We start from the raw sequence: 25238 nt of genomic DNA, 5'->3' as shown, positions 1-25238 counted from the left end.
GTCTATCAACTACCCATCTGATTGGGTAGGTAAGTCACTATCTCCGGGAAAATGGTGATCAGCAGCACGCCGGCCAACAGAAGCAGGAAATACGGTAGTGCAGCTACGGCAACCCGGATAATGTTATCCCCCGTCAGCCCCTGAATAACGAACAGGTTAAAGCCTACCGGAGGCGTTATCTGGCTCATTTCCACCACAATCACCAAATAAATACCAAACCACAGCGGATCAATTCCGGCGGCTTGCACCATTGGCAATATCACTGAGGTGGTCAGCACCACAACGGATATCCCATCCAGAAAACAACCTAGAAGGATGAAAAACACCGTCAAAGCGAGGAGTAACATGTATGGGGACAGTTCCATCGTGTTAATCCAGGCGGCCAAGTCTCTCGGTATGCCGGTGAATCCCATAGACACGGTCAGAAAGTGGGCGCCAACAAGAATAAACGCGATCATGGTGGAGGTTTTCACCGTACCCATCAGCGCGTCACCAAACGTTTCCCGGGAGAGAGAACCTCCCCGCCAGGACAAGAGGTGGGCCAGCGCAACGCCGATAGCAGCGGATTCCGTTGGCGATGCCAGCCCCGCATAGATAGACCCGATCACACCAACAATCAGCAGAACGACCGGTATCAAAGGTTCGCTGCGGCGAATTTTCTCGGCCAGCGGCAGGGCCTCTTCCTCCTCCGCCGGCACGCCGGCAGGATTCAGTTTAGACCAGATGCCAACGTAGCCTGCAAACAACAGCATAAGCAGCAAGCCGGGAAGTATACCGGCCACAAACAGTCGCGCAATGGACTGCTCGGTGGCTACCCCGTAGACAATCAGGATGATCGACGGGGGAATCAACAACCCAAGTGTGGCGGAGCCTGCCAGCGTACCCAGAATCTGCTTACGGTCATAGCCACGCTTGGTCAGCTCTGGCACCGACATCTTTCCGATTGTTGCAGCAGTAGCCGCTGAAGACCCGGATATCGCCGCAAAAATACCACAGCCGATAATGTTGGTATGCAACAGCCGGCCTGGAATACGACCAACCCACGGGGCAATGCCGGTAAACATCTCTTCGGAAAGACGGGAGCGGAACAAGACCTCCCCCATCCAGATAAACATTGGCAATGCAGCCAGTTCCCAGGAGACGCTCGCACCATAAAAAGAAGTGGCCAGGCTGTCGCCAACAGGGATGCTGCTGAAAAAATGCAAAGCTGCAAGGCCTGTGGCCGTTAGGGCAAAGGCAACCCATAAGCCCGCTCCCAGCAGAATAAGGAGCCCGATCAGGAGCACCAGGCTCATCCAGATCATATCCATCGTGTTACTCCTGCGGGGCTTCGTCTTTAATGTGGGTAATTCGTCCGCTGATCAAACCGATAAACGAGTCGAGCAGAGCAATCAACAGCCAGGCCAGTCCCAGGACCATCACCGCCTGCGGAATCCAGAGCGGTACTGGCACCATGCCAATTGAGACATCCCCGAAGTCGTAGCTGTCATAGGCAAGCAGCACACTGAACAAAGTGCCATAGGCCGTGATCGCCAGCGCAGCCACGACCACCAGAATGTCCATAACGCGCTGGACGGGCTTTGACATGGTCCGGTGCAGCAGATCCACCCGAATGTGACCGCCCACGGTTAACGTGTAAGCAAGCCCGGTGAATGTGGCCCCGAGCAACAGAAACCCCGCCAGTTCAGCCAGTCCGGGAACCTGCAATCCCAGGGAGTCCATCCCCAGAATCAACAGCACCTTGTCAAGAATCCGCCCCAGCACCTGTAAAACCACCATGACCATAATAATGGTGAGCTGCAGCGCGGAGAGGTATCCGCCAAGGCGATACGAAAAGTCCAAAATCCTGCGCATATATATGCTCCCGGCTTGTTCTATTCAAAATGTCAGGAATCAGCGAGCGCGGTATGCATCAATAAGGGCTTTACCTTCTTCGCCAGCCCGCTCCAACCATTCCTGCTCCATGGTGGAGCCCACTTCCTGCAGTCGTTTGACCAAAGCTTCGCTGGGTTCGGAAACCTTAATGCCGTTTTCTTCCATAACCTTGATCTTGGCTGCAGTTTCAGCTTTGCTCGCTTCCCATCCCCGTTTTTCGGCCACTTCAGCTGCTGCTTCTATGGCTTTCTGAACGTTTTCCGGAAGCCTCTGGAAGGCCTTGGTGTTAACAACCACCATGTTTTTCGGGAGCCACAACTGGGCGTGATTGAAGTTACTCAGGTAGTCCCAGGCACGGGTATTCGCGCCGGTTGACGGAGAAGTAATCATCGCGTCAACACGGCCAGTTCCAAAGGCGGTTGGAATGTCCGGAACCTCAACCTGGGTGGGAACAGCTCCAAACAACTCCGCCAGACGCTCGCTCGATTTGTTATAGGCGCGCATTTTTTCGCCCTGAAGCTCTTTGCCGGTTTCTACAGGGAAGTCTGTGTAGATCCCCTGCGGCGGCCACGGCACTGCAAACAACAACTTCATACGCTGGCGCTCAAGCCGCTCAGCCAGAACATCACGAGATGCCTGCCACAGTTCCCAAGCTTGATCATAGTTACTGGCTAGGTAAGGAACCGAGTCCACTTCAAATAAAGGGTCTTCATTTGCCAGGCGGGACATAATCAGCTCACCAATGGGAACCAGTCCTCGGCGAACGGAGTTCTTGATCTCGGGATGTTTGATCAGTGAGCCACCACTGTGAACGGTAATGTTCAACTCGCCGTCAGTGGCTTCACGCACATCTTCGGCAAATTCACGGATATTGACGGTGTGGAAATTAGAGTCGCCGTAGGGTGTTGGCATATCCCAGTTCGTCTCGGCCTGAGCATGGCCGATCACGACAGACAACGTTAATGCAGCGAGGTACTTGGCATTCACGTTCATTTTCTCCTCCTGTGCACTGGAAAAGTACTTCCAGGCAATTTGTTCGTGATTGTTGCTGTAGGTGCAGCAGGGCACACCAGATATTCGGTTCGCAAAGCAATTCTGTGCTTTATTTAACCAAATTAGCGGTGACCTTACTGGTTGTCAAACTTTTTACTCAAATTTTATTGATAAACGACCTTGTTTTACGAACAATTTATCTATAATTTATATTCTAGGCTATTATTTAAACAAAACAACAACAGTCCCGGAGGCGGCTATGCTTTTAAACTGCGACATTGGCGAGAGCTTTGGGGCCTGGACCATGGGCGTGGATGAGCACGTTATGCCATTTATTGACCAAGCGAACATCGCCTGCGGCTTCCATGCCGGCGATCCCATGACCATGCGGAAAACCGTGCGGCTGGCTATGTCCCACGGTGTGGCCCTGGGAGCCCATCCAGCCTACCCTGACCTTCAGGGCTTTGGCCGTCGTTCGATGGCGGTCCATCCGGAAGAGATTACCGCCCTGGTGAGTTACCAGGTGGGGGCGCTGTCTCACATTGCTGGTTCAGAGGGCGGCACTCTGAGCTACGTGAAACCACACGGCGCGCTATACAACGACATGATGCGCAATGAAGAGGTGCTTGATGCCATCCTCAAAGTGCTTGGTTGCTCGCCACACCCCCTGTCGCTGATGGCTATGACCACCGCCGACAATCAGAACATCCGGGCGGCCTGCCTGCGCCATGGTGTTCCCTTGATTCTGGAAGCCTTTGCCGATCGCGCCTACGACGACCAGGGGTATATTGTCTCCCGCACACTCCCCGGTGCCGTCCATAAAGATCCGGATACGATTTTGCGCCAGGCCTGTGATCTTGCCGCTGGCCGTGCCATCACAACGATTACCGGCAGCCAGTTACAGCTTGAAGCCGACACCCTCTGCGTTCATGGCGATAACGCTGAGTCTGTCGAGGCTGTGAAGGCTATCCGTCAGGCTCTGGGGGCTCGGGCGTAATGTTCTGGCGATATGAAGTAACCGGCGTTGATACCATTACGCTTCACTTCGGCGACACGATCGATATTGCCCTGGTGGCGCGGATTCAGCGGGCCGCCACGGCTCTTTCCAGCACTCTGGGGCCGCGTTTGATCGACATTGTGCCCTCCTACACAACGCTGCTGCTGCGCTACGATTTGCTGACTGACGACCTGGCCTCGCTGGTTGCCGATGTCACCGCAGCTCTCAAGGTACTTCCGGAGGACGAAGCGCACGCAGGCTCCAGCGAGGTTGTCGAAATTCCGGTTTTTTACGATCCCACTACCGGGCCAGATCTCGACGCTATTGCCGCCAGCACAGGACTGACGAGGGAACAGGTTATCCAGAAGCATTCCGCCGAGGAGTATCACGTATTCGCCATCGGCTTTGCGCCCGGATTCGCTTACCTCGGCGAAGTACCTTTGGAGCTGGCAACACCTCGCCTGGCAACGCCTCGGTCGAAAGTACCGGCCGGATCTCTGGGCATTGCCGACACCCAGACCGCCATGTATCCGCTGCAATCACCCGGCGGCTGGAACCTGATCGGGCGAACGCCGTTGAAACTATTTGACCCCCACCGGGAACAGCCTTCCCTGCTGCAAGCGGGCCAGCGGGTTCGCTTCCGTGCGATCAGCCGCGCTGAGTATCTTGAGCTAGGCGGCCGACTGGACGACCTGCCGTGGGCACCAGAAAACAACACCAAACCGGTCGGAGGGGTTCAACCATGAGCATTCAACCTGGCCTGATCTTCACAAAACCCGGTTTTCTCAGCCTTCTACAAGATGGTGGCCGCCGGGGTGTGATGCACATGGGGCTTACAACCGGTGGTGCCATGGACAGACATGCCTGGGCCTGGGCCAACCGGTTACTGGAGAACTCCTACGGCGCTCCGGCACTGGAAATTACCTTCGGCGGAGTTGAGTTCACCAGTAACCTTGATACCCAGATCGCGATCACTGGCGCAGAAGTGCAATGTAAGGTGAACGGGGATAGCCGGCCGCTCTGGAGCGTCATCAACCTCAAAGCTGGAGACCGGGTTTCTCTCACCGCCCCCAAATCAGGTATACGCAGCTATCTCGCTGTGCTTGAAGGTTTTCAGCTAGATTCCGGGCTGGGGGACAGTTGTGCCAGTTTTACGCGGGAAGGCCTCGGCGGCCTTCATCAGGATGGTCGCCCGTTACAGGAAGGTGACCACCTGCCCTGCCAACCTCGCGTGAGCCAAGTTCCTAACCGAAAAGTTCCGGAGCACTGGAAGCCAGACTACAAAGAGGACCTGGTACTTTCTGTGATTCCCGGCGCCCAGATCGACCGGTTTTCCGCATCCGTTCTGGAGACGTTCTTCGGCAGTACTTACACCCTGACGCCACAAACAGACCGGATGGGTGCCCGCCTGAAAGGCCCTGCACTGAAACCTGCAGGCACTGGCCTGATTTCTGAAGGCACCAGTCTGGGCGCCATCCAGGTTCCGGCCGACGGGCAGCCCATCCTGCTGCTGAATGACCGCCAGACCATTGGAGGGTATCCAAAACTGGGAGCCGTTACCCCCCGCAGCCTGGACGCCCTGGCTCAGCGCGCACCAGGCACCAGGCTAAGATTCCGGCCAATCGCACTTCATGAGGCACAGACAGAGGAAAAGCGGTTTCTGGGATTTTTCTCTGGCACCGGCAGGGGGCGGTAATGCCCGCTTTATAGCTGAGCTGCGGGAGCCCGCACCTTGGCAACATAAGGAGAGGTCATAGCCTGCAACAGTGCTGCGTAGTTCAGCCGAAAACTCACGATGTCGCCTACCCGCACGGCATCGTTGGCTACATCCAGAATCAAGTGGTCACTGCTGCCGCCCAGAATTCTGATGTTCGGGTCTTTTGGGGTCAGCTCTTCGATCGGTACATCTTGCCGGCCAATGGCCACAATGGCGCGGGTGTGCAGGCCCAGGTCGTCAAACTCCGGTTTCTTGCCAAAGGCATCCATACCGCTGAGCCCCTCGGGCACTGAGTTTTTAACCTTTACCTCGATCACTTCCGCTTCCAGCGTAAACAGGTCGCTGTGCATGCCGGCCACGGGCTGTCCCTTTGCGGTTTCCTTGCCCAGAAACAGGGCTTCCCCAAGGCGCAGGTGATTAATGCCCTCCGGCATTTCGCCTTCCAGCAGCAGGGGCAGTGAGCTGGAGTTACCGCCAGACACCACGCTCAGGGGGTGGCCCAGCTCTGCCCGGATGTTGTCCCGAAGCACCAGCAGGTCATGCATTTTCCCGGGGGTGGGCAGGATGCCACCGTAGCAGGTCAGGTTGGTACCAATGCCGCACCAGTCTATGTGGTCCTGCTGAAGAATAAAGCGCCCGAAGTCCAGAATATGTTCCGGTAATACGCCTTCGCGCAGGTCTCCAAGTTCCACCATCAGAATCACCTGATGGATCACACCGGCAGCTTTGGCCTCAGCCTGTAGCCGGCTCAGGGTTTCCTGTTCGGAAATCAGACTGGTGTCAACGTACCTGATCACGTCTTTGATTTCGTGCCAGCCGGGAAGGCGAAGCAGTAGGGTTTTGCAGCTGGGTGACAGGGTTTTGATGATTTTCAGGTTGTCGACCCGGGAGTCGGCCATTTCGGTAAGGCCTTCATCCAGCAACACCCGGACAATATCAGGGTTGGCACAGGTGGCCTTGGTGACGGGTACCCAGCTGACTGGCCAGTTTTGGCTGGCGCAGGTTTGGGTCAGAAAACGGATATTGTCGCGCAGTTTGGTTTCGTTCCAGAGCAGGCGGGGAAACTTTTCCAAGGGGGTTCAACCTAAACGCTGATGATCTGACGAAAAGGCCCATTGGCGCACCGGTGGCGGCCAATGGGCTGAGGGGTCCGGGAATCAGACTTTGTAGTCCGGATACGCCAGATCGTCGTTAATTACCAGGGCTTCCTGCTCTTCACCGGGTTTCAGTTTGACGATGGAGAACTCCTGATCAGATGCTGTCTGGATGGGTGAGCTTGCGCAGTTCGAGCAGGAAGGCCTGCAGGTAGTGCCTGGCGTCCTGCTCGGACAATGGTCGCGTCTGTTTCTCGGCCCTCTGCTGCACGGTTGTCCGATCCGGACTACAGCGCCGTTGGTAATACAGGGTACCGATATGCCGTTCCAGTGACCGACTGTTCCAGTGCTGACTGACCGCCACGGCCAGATACCACTCCCGGGCCTGGGTGCTGTCGACCCGAAACAGAGCGCGGTAGTGCGTCCAGCTCAATTTGGGACGCAGTGCGTACCGAATTGGAAAGGCCTGATAAAAGGCGCGCAGGTTCCGGACATTAAAGCCCATGCCGTACGGTGCTAAATGGACGCTTTAGCCAAAAACCAGATCCTTGTGGGTCTGATTCGACTATGAAAAGCAGGTTTGTTGAACCCAACAATTGAAAAGCTCTATACCTAGATGAATAACAGATAACGTTATCAACCTTTCCTCCCCTTTTCCCTTTCAACGCATCCGCTCATTGCGTCAGTCTACAAAACTCTGCGAGTTTTCTATCGTTTTTCGGCGCTTGCAGTTCGTTTGATTTATGTATCTTGAACTTACACGCATATTGATTCATGTCAGCTGAAACCACGCTTCACAATCAAACGAACGGAGTAAATGATGCGACCAGTATCTATAGCCGATTTTATCGAGATCGTCTTCTCGGACGACAGTTATCCACCAGCCGCCTCGACTATCCGAAGGCTCTGCAGCGAGAGAGATTGCGAGGGCCGTCCAATCATTCCGGGGGCATTTAAATTTGGGAAGCTCTGGAAAATCGATCTCGACGCTTACTACATGGAGATGGCCCAAAGAACCAATGGGGCCGCTCCAACCGATGATGCAATTATCTACGGACTAGCCCGGAGCCTCGCATCCTAAAATGGCACCTAGAAATCGCTCTAAAGCTAATGAGTCGCTAGCGGCCTACCCCGGACTATATCGCAATGCTCATGATGTCTATTTCGTCGTACACCCGCTCACGCGCAAGCGAGGAAGTCTGGAAACCAAAGATCGTGTTATTGCAATCCAGCGCTGGTCAGCTCTGCAGCGACTTTGGCAGGCAGAAATCTCCGATTCAAAGACTGACTCTCTAGCGAAAAAGCTTTCGGACCTTGCCACTCCCCGCCACAATGATGGTGAGGCTATTACGCTTTCGCATTACCTCAAAAAATGGAGGGTAGACGTGCTCGGGCACTGCGTGGTCGGCACCAAGGTAAAATGGAGCACCTGCCAGGTGCTCTCCCTGCGTGGCCCCAATAAGGGCAGGCCGATCGCGTTACCCACTCGAATAGATTATGCCAATGACGCAAAACAATTAGAGGAACAGGAGTCAGCAGACTTTCTCCTAACAGACCCAGACATACTGCGGAGAATTCGCCAGCTTCTATCTCCCTGGATGCAAAAGCCCACCCATTACAATGGCCTGAGAAATACCCTCAACCGTGTATTTCTTCATGCAGTACAAGAAGGTTTGATCGACCGTAACCCAATGGTTGATATACGCAAGGCAACAGAAAGCAAGCGCGAGGTGCTGATTCCGGACGATGCCTACAAGGAAATAACTGCGGCCCTGTGCATCCACAAAATAAACAAACAGACACGAGACGGGACGTGGCGAGCCAAGATATGTGACCTGATGTATATGCTTTCCCAGCAGCCGATAGATATTTTCGACCTCAAGCAAAACCAGGCTGAGATTTTCATGGAGCCAGTAGAGAGGGACGGCTACTCAGTCTATGGCCTTGTCCGCTTTGAACGGCACAAAACCAGGGTGGGGATCGAGCTAGAAATGAATAAAGAGCTCGCAGAACTCTGGCAATGGTTCATCGAGTTCAAAAGGTCGCAAAACATCACCAGCGAATACCTTCTGGTTTATCCCATGTACTTTGACGTGCGCTCTCGGGCTCAGAAGGTCCAACACCGAACGATACAAGCAGCCTGGAGAAAAGCATGCAAAGAGACAGGCTATGGCGACCAATATCAGCTAAGGGATTTGAGGAAGAAGGGGCTGACTGAAGAGTATCTTGAACAAGGTGAAAACGACAAAGGAGGCCACGAGACCGAAGCCATGCGCAAGCATTATCGGCTTATCAAACCACCGAAACGAGCTCGCACAACAATACGTTTCACGCGAGATTAAGTGCCCCAAATTACCTTTTGAGACGGACACGTTTTTTCAGTATTTTTTCAGTATTTTTTCACCTCTAAGACATCGAACAGCCAAAGGAGCCAACATGTTGATATCTAAAGGTAAAAATGGAGGCGCGGGTCGGAATCGAACCGGCGTACACGGAGTTGCAGTCCGCTGCATAACCACTCTGCCACCGCGCCGGGTAAGCCTGGAATCTGGCTTTTGCTCTCAGGGGGCGTGAGAGACTTGGAAAATGGAGCGGGAAACGAGATTCGAACTCGCGACCCCAACCTTGGCAAGGTTGTGCTCTACCAACTGAGCTATTCCCGCTCTTCGTTCAGAGGCGTTGCCTCCTCAACGGCTGCGTATTCTACGGATTACGCTTCGCGCGTCAACACCTTTTTTTCAAGTTTCTGTTTTTATTGCTAATGTGCACAAAATTTAGCCAAACCGGTCAGGACCGGCTGGCGTCATCCGCGTTCGCCTGAAGGGAACCGGCAAGCTGGTTGCCGCTGTCGCAGTTCAGGTAGCTGGAAGCCTGCAGCCATTCTTCATCCGGGTAGTATTTGAAAACCAGCTGGCCGCCTTTCAGGTTGTCTACTACCTTTGCGATCACATCGCGGTCTACCGCCGGGCAGCCGTGGCTGCGGCCAATGCGACCGTATTTGTTCACCCAGCTCTTCTCTACGTAGTCTGCCCCGTGAATGACAATAGCGCGCTGGCGGGCCAGGTCATTGAAGCCCGGCTCCAGTCCGTCCAGCCGCAAGGAGTAGCCGTGGGCACCGCTGTAGGATTCCGCCGCCTTGAACAGTCCGATGCTGGACTGGTGGCTACCCTCAATGTTGGAGAAAGCACTGGCTTCGCGGTCGCCGGAGTTTTTACCGTGGGCAACCAGCTCCCTCAGAACCAGGCTGCCATCGGCCAGGTCAAACAGCCAGAGGCGTTCTTCGCTGGATGGCAGGGAAAAATCAATAACAGCAAGCCTCTCCGGCATCGCTGTTCCATTGCTGATGGCGCACTGGGTTGCCTTGAAAGCCGCCTCGAGAACCGATGGGTTCAGTTTAGGGGCTGCACTGGAAAGGCGATCAAAAAGCTGGTTATTCAGGGACTGGGCCTGGGTGCTGGTGGCGAAAAGCACTGAAAAAAGAAGGCCGGACATTGCTGTACAAAATTTGAGCAGATTGCGATGCTTGGGCATGCACCTTACCTCTATAGGTGAAGAATACGGTCTATCCGATTGAAATTTGCACTATTCTAACAGCAAATAATGAGAACCCGGACACCTTTGTACAGTTTTTAAACAGACCGTAATCAAAGTTACAAATTACAGACCACCACGCAGGCGTGGTAGAATCGCCAAGACTCAACGGGGTGCCCGACAGGGCTGAGACCATACCCGCGGAACCTGACCCGGCTAATACCGGCGTAGGGATTGAGCCGCCACTTTTCCAGTGGTTACCGCGGCATGCCCCCTCCATAGCCAAGGTGTAATCACTATGCGTTTCCGCTTGCCTCTACTCTTCGCTGCCCTGCTCCCGGCTTTCGCTACCGCCGAACCTGCGCAGGTTTTGAACGTTTATACTCACCCGTCGTTTGCGGCGGAATGGGGCCCAGGGCCCGCAGTCAAGCAGGCATTTGAAGAGCAGTGTGAATGCGCACTGAACTATACAGTGCTGGAAAGCGGCGGCGATATACTTCAGCGACTGCGCCTGGAGGGCAGTTCAACCAGTGCCGATGTGGTGTTGGGGCTGGATACCGCCACCATGGAAGCCGCCCGGCAAACCGGATTACTGGCTCCGCACACGCTGACACTGAACAACCTGGCGCTGCCTGTCGACTGGCAGGACGACACCTTCGTGCCCTACGACTGGGGCTACTTCGCCTTTGTATACGATACCGAGCTGCTGCCGGAACCTCCGGCAAGCCTGGAAGAGCTGGTCAATGCACCGGATGACCTGAAAATCATCATCCAGGATCCCCGCACCAGCACCCCCGGCCTCGGCCTGCTGCTCTGGATGCACGCGGTTTATGGCGATGACGCCCACGCTAAATGGCAGCAACTCAGTGGCAAGGTACTGGCGACGACCCAGAGCTGGAGTGACGGGTATTTTTCACTGTTCATGAACGGCGAAGCCCCGATGATCCTTTCTTACAGTACGTCCCCGGCCTATCACATGGCGGTCGATAACACAGACCGTTACCAGGCGGCCCGTTTTGAAGAAGGCCATTACCTTCAGGTCGAGGTTGCCGCACTGGTGAATAGCTCCAGGAGTCAGGCCCTCGGCCGGGAATTCATGGAGTTCATGTTGTCGCCGGCCTTCCAGCGCCATATTCCGTTGAAGAATGTGATGTATCCGGCTATCGACCTTGGTGACGAATTGCCGGAGGTATTTGACCTGCTGATCCACCCGTCCAAAGCCCTCTTCCTGGAACCGGCAGAGGTCGCCCGTGAACGCCGCTCACTGGTGAATGCCTGGCTGGACGCCATGACCCGCTGAACCCAATGGCCGCCAACCAACCACAACCCCTGCGCCCTGCTCCATTCAGCGCCCCTGCGTGGCAACTGGCTCCGGGCCTGATCATTGCGCTGGCCTTGATCGGGCTGGTGCTGTTGGGGCTCGGGGCACTGCTTCACACAGCTGGCACGCTGGAATTCGAAGAGCTGTGGCACAGCCGCTATTTAAGAGGTGTTGTCTGGTTTACGGTTTGGCAGGCGGTGTTATCGGTCTTTCTAAGCCTGCTCATTGCGCTGCCGGTGGCCATGACACTGGCCCGGCTCAGCCATTTTCCCGGTCGTAGCCTGCTGCTTCGGTTGATGGAGCTGAGCCTGGTGCTTCCCACCATTGTGGCGGTTTCAGGCATCATCGGGGTGTACGGTCGCCAGGGCTGGCTGACCAGTCTTCTGAACGGGTGGCTGCCTGATCACGGCTGGAGCCTTTACGGCCTGAATGGAATCTTACTGGCCCACCTATTTTTCAACGCACCGCTGGCCGCACGCATTCTTCTGCAAGCACTGGAATCGGTTCCGGCACCGAGGTTGCGGGTTGCTTCCCAGCTCGGGTTGAGTGGCTGGTGGCTCTGGCGTACGGTTCGATGGCCCGCACTACGGCCGGTCCTGCCCGGGGTGTCAGCATTGGTATTTACCCTGTGCTTTACCAGCTTCGCCATCATCATGACCCTGGGTGGCGGGCCTCGCGCCACAACCCTTGAAGTGGCCATTTACCAGGCGTTGCGGTTCGAATTCGATTTCGGCCAGGCCGCCATCCTGGCCACCATTCAGCTGGTTATTTGCGGCAGCCTGTGGTGGCTTGTGTTCCGGAACCGCCTGGAGTCCTCACTACTTCCGGATCGGCGGTTTGCTGAACCTGTCTCTTTAAAAGACAGCCCCGGGCAGGGTCTGGGGCGCGTGTTGCTGCTGGGCATCTTTTCCGCTTTCCTGACGCTTCCCCTGCTGGCCATCGCGTTACGCGGTTTGCCGGCACTCTGGCCGGCCTCTCCCATGCCATCTATCTACGGACAACTGCTCCCCGCCACAGGCCGCAGTTTGTTGATTGCCGTTCCCGCCGGGCTTGGTGCGGTTGTCGCCAGTCTGTTCACACTGGCGGCCGCCAACAAATCCGAAAACCGGATACTGGCGGCCATTCCGGTTACCACGGGTTATCTGCCGCTGATTGTGCCGCCCCTGGTGCTTGGTACCGGCCTGTTCCTGTTATTGCGGCCCCAGCTCGGGAACAGCGCACAAGGCTGGGTACTGGTGTCTATGATTAACGGTTTGATGGCCATTCCATTTGTGCTGCAGGTGCTGCGTGGGCCACTGAATGCCATCGACAAGAACACCCTGAACCAGGCGGACCAGCTGGGCATCCTGGGCTGGTATCGCTGGCGCTGGCTGTACTGGCCACGGCTGCGCCGGCCAATCGCCCTGGGGCTGGCCTATGGCATTGCCCTGTCGCTGGGAGATTTCGGGGTAATTGCCCTGTTCGGTAGCCCCGGGCAGCCCACTTTGCCGGTTCTGCTTTACCAGCAGCTGGGCAGTTACCGAATCAGCGAAGCGGCTGGCACCGGGCTGTGGTTGCTTGTATTACTGGTGACCCTCTTCGCCCTGCTGTCCCGGGTTGCCCGGCCGGCCCCGGGCACAAACACAGAGCCTGCCCCCGCCGCCGCTCCGGAGCCTCGTCATGCTTGAACTAAGAAACCTGTGTTTCCAGTACCCGGATCAGTCGGAGGAGTGGCGCTTCCACTTCTCGGTCGCCGCCGGGCATTGCCTCGCAGTACGCGGTGCCAGTGGAACCGGTAAATCCACCTTGCTGAACCTGGTTGCCGGTTTTCTCGCACCCAAAAGCGGAGAAATTCTCTGGAACAACCAAGCTATCCATAACCTGCCCGCCTGGGAGCGGCCGGTAACAAGCGTGTTCCAGGAGCACAACCTGTTCGAACACCTGGATGTCTTCACCAATATCGGTCTTGGCCTGCACCCGGGCATGAAGCTGTCCCCCGAACAGCAATCGGCCATTGAGCAGGGTCTTGAACAAACCGGGCTCGGCGGTTTTGGTACACGGCTGCCCGGCGAACTATCCGGTGGCCAGCGGCAACGAGTTGCCCTGCTGCGCGCCATTCTGCGGCGCAAACCGGTACTGCTGCTGGACGAACCCATGACCGGGCTGGACCCGGACGCCAGGGCCATCATCCGGGACTTGTTACTGCAGGAAAAGGCCAGCGGCATTACCCTGATCCTGGCCAGCCATGATGAAGAAGACCGAAAGATACTGGCAGACAGCAACTGGAATCTTTAAGCTTGCTAAGACTTCTGGCAGGGATTTTTTCATTCTGTGGCGATAACTTCGGGCCTTACTACAGCCAAAGCCGGCGAGCCTGCCGGCACCCTTGAGTTGTCCGGCAATACGGTGGCCTTTGCCGGAGACTGGACCCTTGCCCATTACCCGGCCCTGAACCGGCAGGTATCGCAATTCAAGGCAGAGAACACTTCACTGAAGCCGGAATTTACCCGCCTTGGACGACTGGATACCGCGGGCGCGTCCCTGATGGTGAAAATGCTGGGTGCCGAACCGGTGCTTGCCGCGCTGGAGCAACCGTCCCTGCCCGAAGCCCAGCAAGCACTCCTTAAAGCCGTGGCGGAATCCATGTGTGAATCCGCACCGGCACCAGCCACGGTTAATCCACTGCTGAACATGCTGGCAATCACCGGAGAGAAGGTCACCCGGCTAACCCGTCTGTTATGGCTGCTGTCCGGTTTTATTGGCCAGACCTTCTCCACCCTGTTCTACATACTCCCACAGCCAAAACGCTGGCGCTTTACGCCGTTCGTGGCCGCTGTGCACGACACCGGCCTGAACGCCCTTCCGATTGTTGCCTTGCTCACGTTTCTTGTGGGTGCTGTCGTCGCATTTCTGGGTGCCACGGTGCTGGAGGACTTTGGCGCGACCATTTATACCGTAGACCTAGTCGCCTTCTCTTTCCTGCGGGAATTCGGCGTTTTATTAGCCGCGATTTTGCTGGCCGGCCGGACCGCCAGTGCCTTCACAGCCCAGATCGGGGCCATGAAAGTCAACGAAGAACTGGATGCCATCCGTACCCTCGGCCTCAACCCCGTGGAGCTGCTTGTAGTCCCCAGGGTACTGGCCATGATGGTGAGCCTGCCGGTGCTGACCTTTGTCGGCATGATGGCGGGCATGGTTGGTGGTGCCGTGGTGTGTGCACTGGCACTGGATATTCCGCCCAGCCAGTTTATGGCCATCGTGGAGCGGGATATTGCCCTGAAACATTTCCTGGTGGGTATCGGTAAAGCACCCGTGTTTGCCTTCCTGATTGCCGTGATCGGCTGCCTGGAAGGTTTCAAGGTGTCGGGCAGCGCACAGTCCGTGGGTGAGCACACCACCTCCAGCGTGGTGCAATCTATCTTTATGGTCATACTGCTCGATTCCGTAGCCGCGCTATTCTTTATGGAAATGGGTTGGTAAGGCATGGCCATGGGCACGCAGGATAACCACGCGCACCAAACACCGATTATTCAGGTTCGGGGCCTGAGCAACCGCTTTGGCAGCCATTCAGTACATGAAGACCTGGACCTGAACCTCTACCCGGGCGAAATCCTCGGCGTGGTTGGCGGATCCGGCACAGGAAAATCCGTGCTGCTTCGCAGCATTGTCGGCTTGAACACGCCGACGGCGGGCCACATCACGGTATTCGGGCAGGATCTAACAGAGCTGTCAGCACCGGAACGTTCGCTTTATGAGCAGCGGTTTGGCGTGCTGTTTCAGGGCGGCGCTCTATTTACCTCCCTGAATCTGGAACAGAATATTGCCCTGCCCCTGATCGAGCACGCGGGGCTGAAGCGGGCCGAAGCGGAAGAACTGGCCCGCATGAAGCTGGCCCTGACCGGCTTGCAGCCCGAGGCGGCCCGCAAATACCCGGCGGAGTTATCCGGCGGCATGGTGAAACGTGCAGCGCTGGCCCGGGCGCTGGCCCTGGACCCTGAAATATTGTTTCTGGACGAGCCCACAGCGGGGCTGGACCCGATCGGCGCTGCCGCGTTTGACGAACTGATTGTCACCCTGCGCAATGCCCTGGGGTTAACGGTATTCCTGGTTACCCACGATCTGGATACCCTGTACACCACCTGCGACCGGGTGGCGGTGTTGTCCCGGCGCAAGGTGCTGGTGGCAGATACCCTGGATAACGTGTCCCGTACGGATGACAGCTGGATTCAGGACTACTTCCACGGCCCCCGCGGGCGGGCCGCGATTGATGCACACAACAGGCTGACCGAACAGGAGCCCGGTTAATGGAGCCAAAAGCCCATCACGTTATTATCGGATTATTTACGCTGCTGGCCGTTACCGCCGCCTTGCTGTTCGCCCTGTGGCTGGGCAAGTCCTCGGCAGACCAGGAGTGGAGTTATTACCAGATCGGTTTCGACCACCCGGTAGGCGGCCTGTCCAAGGGTAACGCGGTGCTATACAGCGGCGTGCCGGTAGGTGATGTACTGGAATTGACCCTGGCACCCGACAACCCGGCCCATGTTCGTGTGCTGGTGCGGGTTCGCAGTGATATTCCCGTGCGTGAAAACACCCGTGCCGAACTGGTGCTGGCCAATATCACCGGCAGCATGAGCGTGCAGTTTACCGGCGGCAGCCCGGACAGTCCGGTGCTTGAAGGCGGCCGGGAGAATCCACCGCTGATCAGTGCCGAGCCCTCTGCGTTTTCCAACCTGCTCAATAACGGCGAAGCCATGTTGTCGAAGGCCGAACGCCTGCTGACCAGCATGAACCAGCTATTGAACGAGGAAAACCTGGGCAACGTAGCCACCATTCTGCACAACACCCGGTTAGCAACCGAGTCGCTGCTGGCAAGCCGGGATGACATGATGGCCCTGATGGAGCAGTTCGATGCGGCAGCGATACGGGCAGAAGAAGCTGCCGTAAAGGTATCCGCCACCTCTGACCATGCGCGCGTGGTGTTAGGCGAGCAGATTACGCCGGTACTGGAGTCTATGGATAAGGCCATCTCAACCCTGCAGCCCACCCTGGACCGGCTGAACCGTGTGACCGGTAATAACGAAGGTGCACTGGACTCCGGGCTTCAGGGCCTGGGCGAGCTCACACCGGCCTTACGGGAGCTGCGCAGCACCCTCCGCAACCTGAACTCGTTTACCCGCAGGCTTGAGCAAGACCCGAGAGGCACCATCTGGGGCGGCGGCCGAATCCAGGAGTACAGCAATGACTAAGCCAAGCAGAGGCATTTTCGCACTGGCCGGGGCCCTTGCCCTGTCTGCCTGCACCGTGTTCCCGATTCCTGAAGCACCGCGCCTGATGGAACTGGCACCCCCCGCTGAACGGGAAGTGTTCGATACGCCCCGGCCTGCTGCGCTCCGGGTGGACACTCCGCTGGCATCCGATCCGCTGGACAGTACCCGGGTTCTGGTAAAGCCCACACCCTACGAGTTCCAGGCACTGCCCGGCGCCCGCTGGCGCGACAGTATTCCCGTGGTTTTGAGGGATTACCTGATTCAGGAATTTCGCCAGAGCGGCGGCTTCACCAGCGTGATGACTGACACCAGTCCGGCTACGGCAGGGTTAACACTGGTCACCGAACTGACCGGCTTTCACGCCGAGACCCACGCAGACGGCACCACGGTGGTCATACACCTGCACACCGAACTGATGGAAAACCGCTCCCGGAAAAGCCTGTGCGTATTGGATCAGCGCGAGGAGGCACTGGCTGCCAGCGCAAAACTGGACGACCTGATGTCTGCCTTCTCTCGCGCAGCATCCGCGCTTTCGAAAGACATAACCCGATGGAGCCGGGATTGCCTGGCAGACGCCTGAGCCTGTTATTTTGAAGGGAACAAATCCGGCCAGGCCGCTTTCAGGTACAGGAACATAGACCAGAGTGTGAGCCCGGCTGCGATGTAAAGCAGGCCGATCGCAACGTACGACAGCATTTGACCGGGAGGAAACGCTAGCAAACCGACAATGGCCGCCATCTGGGCGGTGGTCTTGACCTTGCCGATGTACGACACCGCCACACTGGCGCGGCTACCCACCTCTGCCATCCATTCCCGCAAGGCGGAAATCACAATTTCCCGGCCAATAATCACCGTGGCCGGAATTGTCAGCAGCACCGCTGAGTATTCTTCAATCAGCACCGCCAGGGCCACGGCCACCATCAGTTTGTCCGCCACCGGGTCCAGAAACGCACCGAAAGGCGTACTCTGGTTCAGTTTGCGGGCCAGGTAGCCGTCCAGCCAGTCGGTCACACCGGCCAGGGCAAAGATGATGGCGCTGACCAGGTAACTCCACTGCACCGGCAGGTAGAAAATCACCACAAACACCGGGATCATCACGATGCGGGACATGGTCAGCAGGTTCGGTAAATTCATGGTGTTCCTATTCGTCGTGCAATGCTGCGTATATGGATTCTGCCAGTGACTTGCTGATGCCCTGAACCTTGGCCATCTCATCCACACTGGCTTTACGTAATTCCTGTATGCCGCCGAAGTAGCGGATCAGCTCCCGGCGGCGCTTCGGCCCTACCCCTTCGATGCCTTCCAGGGTGGATTGCCGGCGTTTCTTGTCCCGGCGCGCCCGGTGGCCGGTAATAGCAAACCGGTGGGATTCGTCCCGGATATGCTGGATCAGGTGCAGCGCCGGAGAATCGGCCGGTACCCGGAATACCGCGTCTGTCATGGCGTCGATCAGCTGCTCCATGCCGGCGCGGCGGGTAACGCCCTTGGCCACGCCAATCAGCGGGATATCGGAAATTCCCAGTTCTTCAAAGACTTCCCGGGCAATGTTCAGCTGGCCTTTACCACCGTCGATGAAAACGAGGTCTGGCCGTTTGCCATCACCGCTCACCAGCCGGCGGTAGCGACGGGTCAACACCTGGCGCATGGCGGCATAGTCGTCACCGGCCTTCACGCCCTCAATGTTATATAGCCGGTAATCGCTTTTCAGTGGCCCATTCTCGTCGAAAACCACACAGGATGCGACGGTATTTTCCCCATGGCTGTGGCTGATGTCGAAACATTCCATTCGGGACGGGGTTTCAGCCAGCTCCAGCAGGTCCCGCAGCGCCAGCAAACGGCGATACACGGTTTCCTTGCTGGCCAGGTGGGTAAGCAATGTTTGCCGGGCGTTGGTCATGGCCAGTTCCAGCCAGCGCTTGCGTTCGCCCCGCACATTGCCCCGAATTCGGGTTTCCCGGTTGGCGGCCTCGCTGAGGGCTTCTGCCAGCAGTTCCTGCCCTTCCACGGCAACCGGCACGAGGATGTCCCGGGGAATTTCCCGGCGGGTATCACCGCCAAAGTAGTACTGGCCCAGAAACGCCGAGAGCAGTTCACCTTCGGACTGCTCGAGTGAAAACCTCGGGAAGTAGTCCTTGGTGCCCAGCACCCGGCCACCACGAACGATGATCACCACAATACACACCACGCCGGCATCCTGGGCAATGGCGATCACATCGGCATCGCCGCCCTCGCCTTCAATGGATTGCTGCTCCTGAACATGGCGAAGATGGTTGACCTGGTCCCGGTAGGTGGCCGCTTTCTCAAACTCCAGGTTCCTGGCCGCCTGCTCCATGGCATTCATCAGATCGTGGATAATGGCCGGGTTCTTGCCTTCCAGGAACATGGTGGCATGGCGGATATCCTGCTGGTACTCCTCCGGTGTTACGTAACCCACACAAGGGGCCGTGCACCGGTTAATCTGATACTGCAGGCAAGGTCGGTTACGGTTCCTGAAATAGCTTTCACTACAAGACCTTATACGGAAAACCTTCTGCAGGATATTAAGGCTTTCCTTGACGGCACCGGAGCTTGGAAACGGCCCGAACCAGGTACCGCCACCCTTTTTGGTGCGGCCACGGCGGAAGGTCAGCGAGGGATAGTCGCTGTGAGAAGACAGGTAGATATAGGGGTAGGATTTGTCATCCCGCAGCAGGATGTTGTACGGCGGCCGCAGCGACTTGATCAGGTTTTGTTCCAGCAGCAATGCTTCGGTTTCGCTGCCGGTAATCGTTACCTCGATGGACTCGATCTTGCCCACCAGTGCTTCGGTTTTCGGGGCCAGGCCGGTCTTGCGGAAATAACTGCTCACCCGCTTTTTCAGGTTGCGGGCTTTTCCCACGTACAGAATATTCCCGGCGCCATCGTACATACGATACACGCCGGGGCGTTCAGTAAGCTGTTTCAGGAAGTCTTTACTGTCGAACTCCCCGGATCCTTGCTGGGGGTCAGACCTTGTCGGCATCCAGCAATCCAAGCCGTACGGCCATCAGCGCCAGCTCTACATCACTGGAAATCTCCAGCTTCTCGAAAATCCGGTAGCGGTAGCTGTTCACGGTTTTGGGGCTGAGGCAGAGTTTATCGGAGATATCCTGAACCTTCTGGCAATCCACCACCATCATGGCAATCTGCATTTCCCGTTCAGACAAACGATCGAACTTTGCCAGTTCGCCATCGTCGTCCTTTTCACCCGCCAGCTGCTTCAGCGCCATCTTCTGGGCAATTTCCGGGCTGATGTAACGCTGTCCGGAATGGGCCTTGCGAATGGCACGCACCATTTCCTGGATGTCCGCGCCCTTGGTGATGTACGCCTGGGCGCCACTTTGCATCACTCGGGAGGGGTAAGGATCATCCGCGCAGGCGGTTACCACAATCACTCGAATAGAGTCGTCCAGGCGCAGGATACGACGGGTGGCTTCCAGGCCACCGATTCCTGGCATGCGAATGTCCATCAGAACGATATCCGGTCGGTTCTCTCGCACAAACTCGATGGCGTCCTCTCCGGATGAAGCCTGGCCAATCACGTCGAGATCGGGATTGTCGGCTAACATGCGGGTTATACCGGAGCGCACCAGCTCGTGGTCATCTACAACCAGTACCCTGATCAAAGCTCACCTCGCAGTCAGGTAGACGAAAAATCACGGTGATTGTACCGTTTACACCGCCCATCGGGTAGGTAGGGGCCTGAAAACGATGGAAATCAGGCGGGAGCGCCCAGCCCCGCGGTGTTTTCCACCGGGTCAAACCACACGACCAGCTCTCCCCGTTTTACGGCAGCAAGTACCCGGCTTCGTTCCGCCAGCGGGTTCTCGGTATCGTTCAGGCCGTGGTAACGGGTGCAATATTCTTCCGCCAGCCCTTCCAGCTGGTCCTGGGTAAGCAGGTCTGCGTCTACTACGAACTTTTCCTGGCGCGGATCTTCATCGGGCACATAAGCGGTATCGTCGGTCATAAATCCTCCAGTCCGGGGCGTATGGTACGGGGTTTTCGGTTTTTGCGCTCTTCAAAACCCTGTGCGCTTTGACTATCATCGCCGCTTTCGTAACGTTTGGATGCTAATGAACCAGAACGTCTTTCGCCTGACACTGCCGATTCTGTTCGGCTACATTCCACTGGGTATGGCCTTCGGGGTGCTGTTCACCACCCAGCTGGACTATGCCTGGTGGGTCGCGCCGCTCATGGGCCTGGTGATCTATGCCGGTTCCGGGCAGATCCTGGCCGTCAGCCTGCTGGCCGCCAACGCAGGGCTGCTTGAGGTCGCAGTTGCCATGTTTGTACTGAACGCCCGGCACCTGTTTTACGGGTTGTCCCTGCTGGGTCGGTTCCGGGGTGCTGGCTGGCGTAAAGGCTATCTGATTTTCGGCTTGACAGACGAGACGTATTCCCTGCTAACCAGTCGTCCGCTGTCCTCAGACAAACACCACGAGCAGGAAGTGGACTTCCGCATTACCGCGTTCAACCAGGCTTACTGGATTGCCGGTTGCGGAATTGGCGCACTGCTGGGAGAGATGGTGGCGTTCGACAGCACCGGTATTGAATTCGCGCTGGTCGCGCTGTTTATTGTATTGACGATTGAACAGATCAAGGCCCTGGGCGACAGCTTCCCGCTCTGGGCCGGTGCCTTTGCCGCCGGGATCTCAATGGTGCTGGTCGGGCCATCTCATCAGCTGATTCTCGCGATCGCAATTGTCACCGGCATTCTCCTGATCCAGTATCGCCAGCTCAAGAACCGTCTGCCGGCAGCGGAGGCCAGCCATGACTGACACTTATTACCTGGCCGCGTTCATTGCCATTTCAGCGGCGGCAACCTTTGCCACCCGGGTGGTGCCCTTCCTGTTTTTTGAACGCCACACAGAACACCCGTTGCTGCAGCATATTGGCCGGTTTCTGCCGGCCGCGGTTATGGCCCTGCTGGCCATCGTATTCCTGCAGCGTTCCGCGAACTGGAGCGCAAGCCTGCCAGGGCTGGACGCCATCCTGCCGGGATTGCTGGTGGTAGCTGTACACCTGTGGCGGCGTAATGCCCTGCTCTCTATTGCGGTGGGTACGGTTGCCTATATGACGATCCAGCAATCCGGCTGGCTGGTCTGATCAGGGCGAGCCTTCAACATTGGCCACCAGCCTGGAGTCTTCCAGCGCGGCGGTACGGTGCTTTACCACACCTTTGTATTCAGGGCTTTCGATCATCGCCAGGAAGGCGTTGATGGAGGGGTAACGTACCAGCAATACCTGGTCCCAGGATTCGTCGGGCGGCGCAATCAGCGAACCCACACTGCGGCCGGACCAGATTACCTCTGCGCCAACCGAGCGCACGCATTCTGCCGCTTCGTCCATATACCGCTTATAGGCATCCCGCCCCGAGCAGTTTTCTGTGTCGTCTTTGTAGGCCGCCTGGTCACGAAACCGAAGCAGATTCAGCATTACTACCGGCTGATCTTTTGGCGTCTCTTGCAAAACTTTCCTAAGCTCTTCCTGAGAAGGGTTGACGGTCGCCATAGGTGTCCCTGCTTTTCGTTATAACGATGTTTGCTGACTTCCGGTTTGCATCTCAGACAGTAAACGAAATTCCCGGCGCATGCATCCTCGTATTAGCCTTTCGGATAAGTCCGCTTGCATTGTTGACCTTCGTCAAGCGAGAATTGCGCGCTTTGTGCAAGCTATATCGAAATAACTTTTAGTACTAAGTGCGCATATATAAGAATAGAGAGGCTACCGACCGTGAGAAAAATTCCGATTACGCTGGCTGCATTCGGGCTGGCTGCCTATGCGGGCTTTGCGCTGGCTGCAACCGAAGGTGATGCTGAACGTGGCAAAGAAGTTGCCAACCTGTGTATTGCCTGCCACCAGGCAGACGGCAGCGGCATGCACATTGAAGGTGGAGAATCCTGGCCACGGCTGGCCGGTCTGAATGCCACCTACTTCGCCAAGCAGATTCACGACATCAAGAAAGGCACTCGGGTAAACGCGACCATGACCCCGTTCGTGAACATGCTGGACGACCAGAAAATTGCCGATGTTGCTGCCTATTACAGCCAACTGGAACCCACGGCTGGCCAGGGTGGTGCAAATGCCGAGGAGGCCACGCTGAAGCGTGGTCAACAGCTGGCCGAACGCGGCGACTGGTCCCAGTACATTGTTTCCTGCAAAAGCTGCCATGGCCCTGGCAACCGCGGTGCCGGTGATGTATTCCCGGGCATTGCCGGCCAGCATGCCGGTTATATCGAAACCCAGCTGAAAGCCTGGAAAGAAGGCACCCGCAAGAACGATCCGCAGGACCTGATGGGCTCCATCGCCCGACGCATGAGCGATGAAGACATTCACGCGGTAGCCGTATGGCTTGCCAACCAGAGCGCCGGCAGCAAATAAGGGGACACCTATCATGATGCGCAAACTGCTTACTGTCGCCCTGTCTGGAACCTTTGCGTTCTCGGCTAACCTGGCGGCTAATGAAGACACAACCCAGGCTTACATCGATCAGTTGACCTCTATGGGCTTTCCGGCCCCGAAGGAAAACCAGCTGGTGCACATTCCGCCTACCATGGCAGACCTGGAAGAAGCGGACATCCATCCGGAACTGAAAAAGGTCATCCGCAAGGGCTACGACCTGTTCACCAACACCCAGCAACTACGTGGCGAGAATGTGTTCAACAACATGAACTGCTCCAGCTGCCACCTGGGTGAAGGCCGCATGCCGTTCAGCGCGCCGATCTGGCCAGCAGCTGTTACCCTGCCCGGTTACCGTGGCAAGAATGGCCATGTAAACAACCTGGAAGAACGTATTGCCGGTTGTTTTACTTACTCCATGAATGGCAAGCCGCTGGAATACGGCAGTGACAACATGCTGGCACTGTCTGCCTACCACCAGTGGCTGGCCACCGGCGTGGAAATGTACCCGAAGCAGCCCATTTACGGCCGCGGCTTCCCTGCACCAGAGCGCCCGGCGGAACTCAGCTACGCTAACGGTGAAAAGCTGTACGAGGAAAACTGTGCCGTTTGCCACCAGGAAGATGGCTCTGGCCTGCGCGTAGATGGCCACACCGTATTCCCGGCACCCTGGGGCGATATGTCCAACAACTGGGGTGCAGGCATTGTGCGCCTGTTCACCGCAGCCGGCTTTATCAAGAACAACATGCCTCTGGGCCAGCCCAACTCCCTGAGTGACCAGGAAGCCTGGGACATCGCCTTCTACATGGACAGCCAGGAGCGCCCGCAAGACCCGCGCTACACCGGCGATGTAAAAGAAACCCTGGAGCAATTCGGGCCTACCTTCCACAAGCACTCCATGTACGGCCAGGTTCGCGAGCACGACGGCAAGGTGCTGGCTGACCACGACAATACCGGCGAAAAGCCTTTCCTGAAGCCTGATACCATCCGCTCAAGGAACTTCGACTGAAAGACCGGTTATAATGCCGACACCAGGCCTCCCCAGCGGAGGCCTTTTTCGTTGTTTGTTCCAGAGGAGTACGTTGTCCCTTGAGCGGTCTGTTAGCAACCTTCGCCCACACCCTTGAAACCACCCTGCCGGTTTTTGCCATGGTCTTTATCGGCATCGGCCTGCGCCGGATTGGCTGGATAGACCAGAACTTTGTCGGCACCGCTTCCGCCCTGGTGTTCAAGGCCACGCTGCCAACCCTGGTATTCCTCAGCATCATCCGGGCAGATCTGACGACGGCATTCAACATCAAACTGCTGCTGTTCTACCTGGCGGCCACACTGGCCAGCTTCGGCGCTGTCTGGTTCTGGGCAATCCGGCGGGTGACCAAAGATGACCGGGGCGTCTATGTGCAGGGTGCGTTCCGGGGTAATTGCGGGATTGTCGGCCTGGCATTGGCGGCCAACCTTTATGGCGATTACGGCTTGTCTGCCGGCGGCATATTGCTGGGGCTGGTGATTATTTCCTACAACGTGCTGTCTGTCGTGGTATTGCTGGCGTATCAGCCGGGTAAAAGCATGAGCTTCTCGAATACCGTTAAAGACGTGGTTCGCAATCCGCTGATTATTGCCGTGGTTATCGCCATTCCCTTCGCCGCCTGGGAGGTCAGCCTTCCACAATGGGTGATGACCAGCGGCAATTACTTTGCCTCTCTCACCTTGCCATTGGCCCTGCTCTGCATTGGCGCCACCGTTTCCCTGAAAGCCATCAGAACAGACAGCGGCCCGGCGCTGGGAGCGTCGGTATGGAAAATGGTGAGTTTGCCGGCCCTGTGCACACTGGCGGCCTGGCTGGCGGGATTCGAAGGCCGGGAGCTGGGCCTGATGTTCCTGTTCTTCGCCAGCCCGACGGCAGCGGCGAGTTTTGTCATGGTGAAGGCTTTGGGCGGGAACGACCGCATGGCGGCCAATATCATTGCACTGACCACCTTACTGGCCAGCGTAACGGTAACGGCGGGGGTCTTCATACTGCAGTCCACCGGGCTGGCGTAATGCC

The 25238-nt window shown here is 57.0% G+C and carries 27 protein-coding genes, 2 tRNA genes and 1 riboswitch; of the genes, 16 read left to right on the top strand and 13 right to left on the bottom strand.

Annotation, left to right across the window (positions count from 1 at the left end; genetic code table 11):
- Nucleotides 1–5: 5 nt before the first annotated feature.
- The 3 genes from H3Z84_RS10250 to H3Z84_RS10240 are packed head-to-tail and all read right to left on the bottom strand — an operon-like array spanning nt 6 to nt 2868.
- Nucleotides 6–1310 (bottom strand): TRAP transporter large permease, encoded by a 1305-nt coding sequence (locus H3Z84_RS10250; RefSeq protein ID WP_199457373.1) that lies wholly within the window; start codon nt 1308–1310, stop codon nt 6–8.
- A 4-nt stretch (nt 1311–1314) separates the two neighbouring features.
- Entirely contained in the window at nt 1315–1854 is a 540-nt protein-coding gene (locus tag H3Z84_RS10245) for a TRAP transporter small permease (RefSeq protein ID WP_199457372.1), read from the bottom strand.
- 39 nt (nt 1855–1893) lie between these two features.
- Nucleotides 1894–2868: a TRAP transporter substrate-binding protein gene (locus tag H3Z84_RS10240; protein ID WP_199457371.1), complete on the bottom strand. Its 975-nt coding sequence runs from the start codon at nt 2866–2868 to the stop codon at nt 1894–1896.
- 259 nt (nt 2869–3127) lie between these two features.
- Here H3Z84_RS10240 and H3Z84_RS10235 point away from each other — a divergent pair, with 259 nt between their 5' ends.
- From H3Z84_RS10235 to H3Z84_RS10225, 3 genes are read left to right on the top strand one after another with little or no spacing between them, the layout of a single operon-like run.
- A complete protein-coding gene (locus H3Z84_RS10235) occupies nt 3128–3865 on the top strand; it encodes a 5-oxoprolinase subunit PxpA (protein WP_199457370.1) in 738 nt (245 codons plus the stop codon).
- Nucleotides 3865–4611 (top strand): 5-oxoprolinase subunit PxpB, encoded by a 747-nt coding sequence (gene pxpB / locus H3Z84_RS10230; RefSeq protein WP_199457369.1) that lies wholly within the window; start codon nt 3865–3867, stop codon nt 4609–4611. Before H3Z84_RS10235 ends, pxpB begins: the two co-directional genes overlap by 1 nt.
- Nucleotides 4608–5561 carry a biotin-dependent carboxyltransferase family protein gene (locus H3Z84_RS10225; protein ID WP_199457368.1) on the top strand — a complete coding sequence of 318 codons (954 nt, stop codon included), beginning with the start codon at nt 4608–4610 and terminating at the stop codon, nt 5559–5561. Before pxpB ends, H3Z84_RS10225 begins: the two co-directional genes overlap by 4 nt.
- Before the next feature lie 8 nt (nt 5562–5569).
- On the opposite strand, the gene H3Z84_RS10220 is transcribed toward H3Z84_RS10225, so the two are convergent.
- Together H3Z84_RS10220 and H3Z84_RS10215 are read right to left on the bottom strand one after the other, a co-directional pair.
- On the bottom strand, nt 5570–6655 hold the full coding sequence (locus H3Z84_RS10220; RefSeq protein WP_199457367.1) for an alanine/ornithine racemase family PLP-dependent enzyme: 1086 nt from the start codon (nt 6653–6655) through the stop codon (nt 5570–5572).
- Nucleotides 6656–6833: 178 nt separating this feature from the next.
- Entirely contained in the window at nt 6834–7181 is a 348-nt protein-coding gene (locus H3Z84_RS10215) for a DUF1016 N-terminal domain-containing protein (RefSeq protein WP_199457366.1), read from the bottom strand.
- A 577-nt stretch (nt 7182–7758) separates the two neighbouring features.
- Between H3Z84_RS10215 and H3Z84_RS10210 the strand changes: the two genes are divergently transcribed.
- Complete coding sequence (locus H3Z84_RS10210; protein WP_228285835.1) at nt 7759–9018, top strand: hypothetical protein; 1260 nt, start codon at nt 7759–7761, stop codon at nt 9016–9018.
- Between the two features lie 117 nt (nt 9019–9135).
- Here H3Z84_RS10210 and H3Z84_RS10205 read toward each other — a convergent pair.
- From H3Z84_RS10205 to H3Z84_RS10195, 3 genes are all read right to left on the bottom strand, one after another.
- Nucleotides 9136–9209, bottom strand: a tRNA-Cys gene (locus H3Z84_RS10205).
- A gap of 54 nt (nt 9210–9263) precedes the next feature.
- A tRNA-Gly gene (locus tag H3Z84_RS10200) sits at nt 9264–9339 on the bottom strand.
- Nucleotides 9340–9463: 124 nt separating this feature from the next.
- Complete coding sequence (locus H3Z84_RS10195; protein WP_058340578.1) at nt 9464–10207, bottom strand: murein L,D-transpeptidase catalytic domain family protein; 744 nt, start codon at nt 10205–10207, stop codon at nt 9464–9466.
- 159 nt (nt 10208–10366) lie between these two features.
- Nucleotides 10367–10458: riboswitch (TPP riboswitch) on the top strand.
- 47 nt (nt 10459–10505) lie between these two features.
- On the opposite strand from H3Z84_RS10195, the gene thiB reads away from it, so the two are divergent.
- The 7 genes from thiB (at nt 10506) to H3Z84_RS10160 (ending at nt 17354) form a co-directional block, all read left to right on the top strand.
- Nucleotides 10506–11507 (top strand): thiamine ABC transporter substrate binding subunit, encoded by a 1002-nt coding sequence (gene thiB, locus H3Z84_RS10190; RefSeq protein WP_199457365.1) that lies wholly within the window; start codon nt 10506–10508, stop codon nt 11505–11507.
- 5 nt (nt 11508–11512) lie between these two features.
- Nucleotides 11513–13195, top strand: a complete 1683-nt coding sequence (gene thiP / locus H3Z84_RS10185) for a thiamine/thiamine pyrophosphate ABC transporter permease (protein WP_199457364.1) — start codon at nt 11513–11515, stop codon at nt 13193–13195.
- Complete coding sequence (locus H3Z84_RS10180) at nt 13188–13802, top strand: ATP-binding cassette domain-containing protein (protein WP_199457363.1); 615 nt, start codon at nt 13188–13190, stop codon at nt 13800–13802. Before thiP ends, H3Z84_RS10180 begins: the two co-directional genes overlap by 8 nt.
- Nucleotides 13803–13898: 96 nt before the next feature.
- A complete protein-coding gene (locus H3Z84_RS10175; RefSeq protein ID WP_206768967.1) occupies nt 13899–14987 on the top strand; it encodes an MlaE family ABC transporter permease in 1089 nt (362 codons plus the stop codon).
- Between the two features lie 9 nt (nt 14988–14996).
- Nucleotides 14997–15812, top strand: coding sequence for an ABC transporter ATP-binding protein (locus tag H3Z84_RS10170; RefSeq protein ID WP_199457362.1), 816 nt, complete (start codon nt 14997–14999; stop codon nt 15810–15812).
- The gene (locus H3Z84_RS10165; protein WP_199457361.1) at nt 15812–16753 is read left to right on the top strand and encodes an MlaD family protein; all 942 of its coding nucleotides are present in this window, start codon (nt 15812–15814) and stop codon (nt 16751–16753) included. Before H3Z84_RS10170 ends, H3Z84_RS10165 begins: the two co-directional genes overlap by 1 nt.
- Entirely contained in the window at nt 16746–17354 is a 609-nt protein-coding gene (locus H3Z84_RS10160; protein WP_199457360.1) for an ABC-type transport auxiliary lipoprotein family protein, read from the top strand. Before H3Z84_RS10165 ends, H3Z84_RS10160 begins: the two co-directional genes overlap by 8 nt.
- A 5-nt stretch (nt 17355–17359) precedes the next feature.
- Here H3Z84_RS10160 and pgsA read toward each other — a convergent pair whose 3' ends face one another.
- From pgsA to H3Z84_RS10140, 4 genes are all read right to left on the bottom strand, one after another.
- Entirely contained in the window at nt 17360–17908 is a 549-nt protein-coding gene (gene pgsA, locus H3Z84_RS10155; protein ID WP_022988958.1) for a CDP-diacylglycerol--glycerol-3-phosphate 3-phosphatidyltransferase, read from the bottom strand.
- A 7-nt stretch (nt 17909–17915) separates the two neighbouring features.
- A complete protein-coding gene (gene uvrC / locus H3Z84_RS10150; RefSeq protein WP_036219419.1) occupies nt 17916–19775 on the bottom strand; it encodes an excinuclease ABC subunit UvrC in 1860 nt (619 codons plus the stop codon).
- On the bottom strand, nt 19759–20418 hold the full coding sequence (uvrY, locus tag H3Z84_RS10145) for a UvrY/SirA/GacA family response regulator transcription factor (protein ID WP_094625088.1): 660 nt from the start codon (nt 20416–20418) through the stop codon (nt 19759–19761). Before uvrY ends, uvrC begins: the two co-directional genes overlap by 17 nt.
- A gap of 92 nt (nt 20419–20510) precedes the next feature.
- Nucleotides 20511–20762 (bottom strand): hypothetical protein, encoded by a 252-nt coding sequence (locus H3Z84_RS10140; protein ID WP_022988955.1) that lies wholly within the window; start codon nt 20760–20762, stop codon nt 20511–20513.
- A gap of 106 nt (nt 20763–20868) precedes the next feature.
- On the opposite strand from H3Z84_RS10140, the gene H3Z84_RS10135 reads away from it, so the two are divergent.
- Complete coding sequence (locus H3Z84_RS10135) at nt 20869–21573, top strand: AzlC family ABC transporter permease (protein ID WP_199457359.1); 705 nt, start codon at nt 20869–20871, stop codon at nt 21571–21573.
- Nucleotides 21566–21901 carry a branched-chain amino acid transporter permease gene (locus H3Z84_RS10130; RefSeq protein WP_199457358.1) on the top strand — a complete coding sequence of 112 codons (336 nt, stop codon included), beginning with the start codon at nt 21566–21568 and terminating at the stop codon, nt 21899–21901. Before H3Z84_RS10135 ends, H3Z84_RS10130 begins: the two co-directional genes overlap by 8 nt.
- On the opposite strand, the gene H3Z84_RS10125 is transcribed toward H3Z84_RS10130, so the two are convergent.
- Entirely contained in the window at nt 21902–22306 is a 405-nt protein-coding gene (locus H3Z84_RS10125) for a DUF1330 domain-containing protein (protein WP_199457357.1), read from the bottom strand.
- 222 nt (nt 22307–22528) lie between these two features.
- Here H3Z84_RS10125 and H3Z84_RS10120 point away from each other — a divergent pair, with 222 nt between their 5' ends.
- The 3 genes from H3Z84_RS10120 to H3Z84_RS10110 all read left to right on the top strand — a co-directional run bounded on the left by H3Z84_RS10120 (nt 22529) and on the right by H3Z84_RS10110 (nt 25234).
- Nucleotides 22529–23176, top strand: a complete 648-nt coding sequence (locus H3Z84_RS10120) for a c-type cytochrome (protein WP_199457356.1) — start codon at nt 22529–22531, stop codon at nt 23174–23176.
- Between the two features lie 13 nt (nt 23177–23189).
- Nucleotides 23190–24203 carry a c-type cytochrome gene (locus tag H3Z84_RS10115; RefSeq protein ID WP_199457355.1) on the top strand — a complete coding sequence of 338 codons (1014 nt, stop codon included), beginning with the start codon at nt 23190–23192 and terminating at the stop codon, nt 24201–24203.
- 89 nt (nt 24204–24292) lie between these two features.
- Nucleotides 24293–25234, top strand: coding sequence for an AEC family transporter (locus H3Z84_RS10110; RefSeq protein WP_416226134.1), 942 nt, complete (start codon nt 24293–24295; stop codon nt 25232–25234).
- Nucleotides 25235–25238: the final 4 nt, after the last annotated feature.

This window comes from Marinobacter sp. bablab_jr003, assembly GCF_016464245.1.
Taxonomy (GTDB): domain Bacteria; phylum Pseudomonadota; class Gammaproteobacteria; order Pseudomonadales; family Oleiphilaceae; genus Marinobacter; species Marinobacter vinifirmus.
Note: the sequence above shows the minus strand (reverse complement) of the source record. Positions and strands in the feature narration are given on the sequence as shown.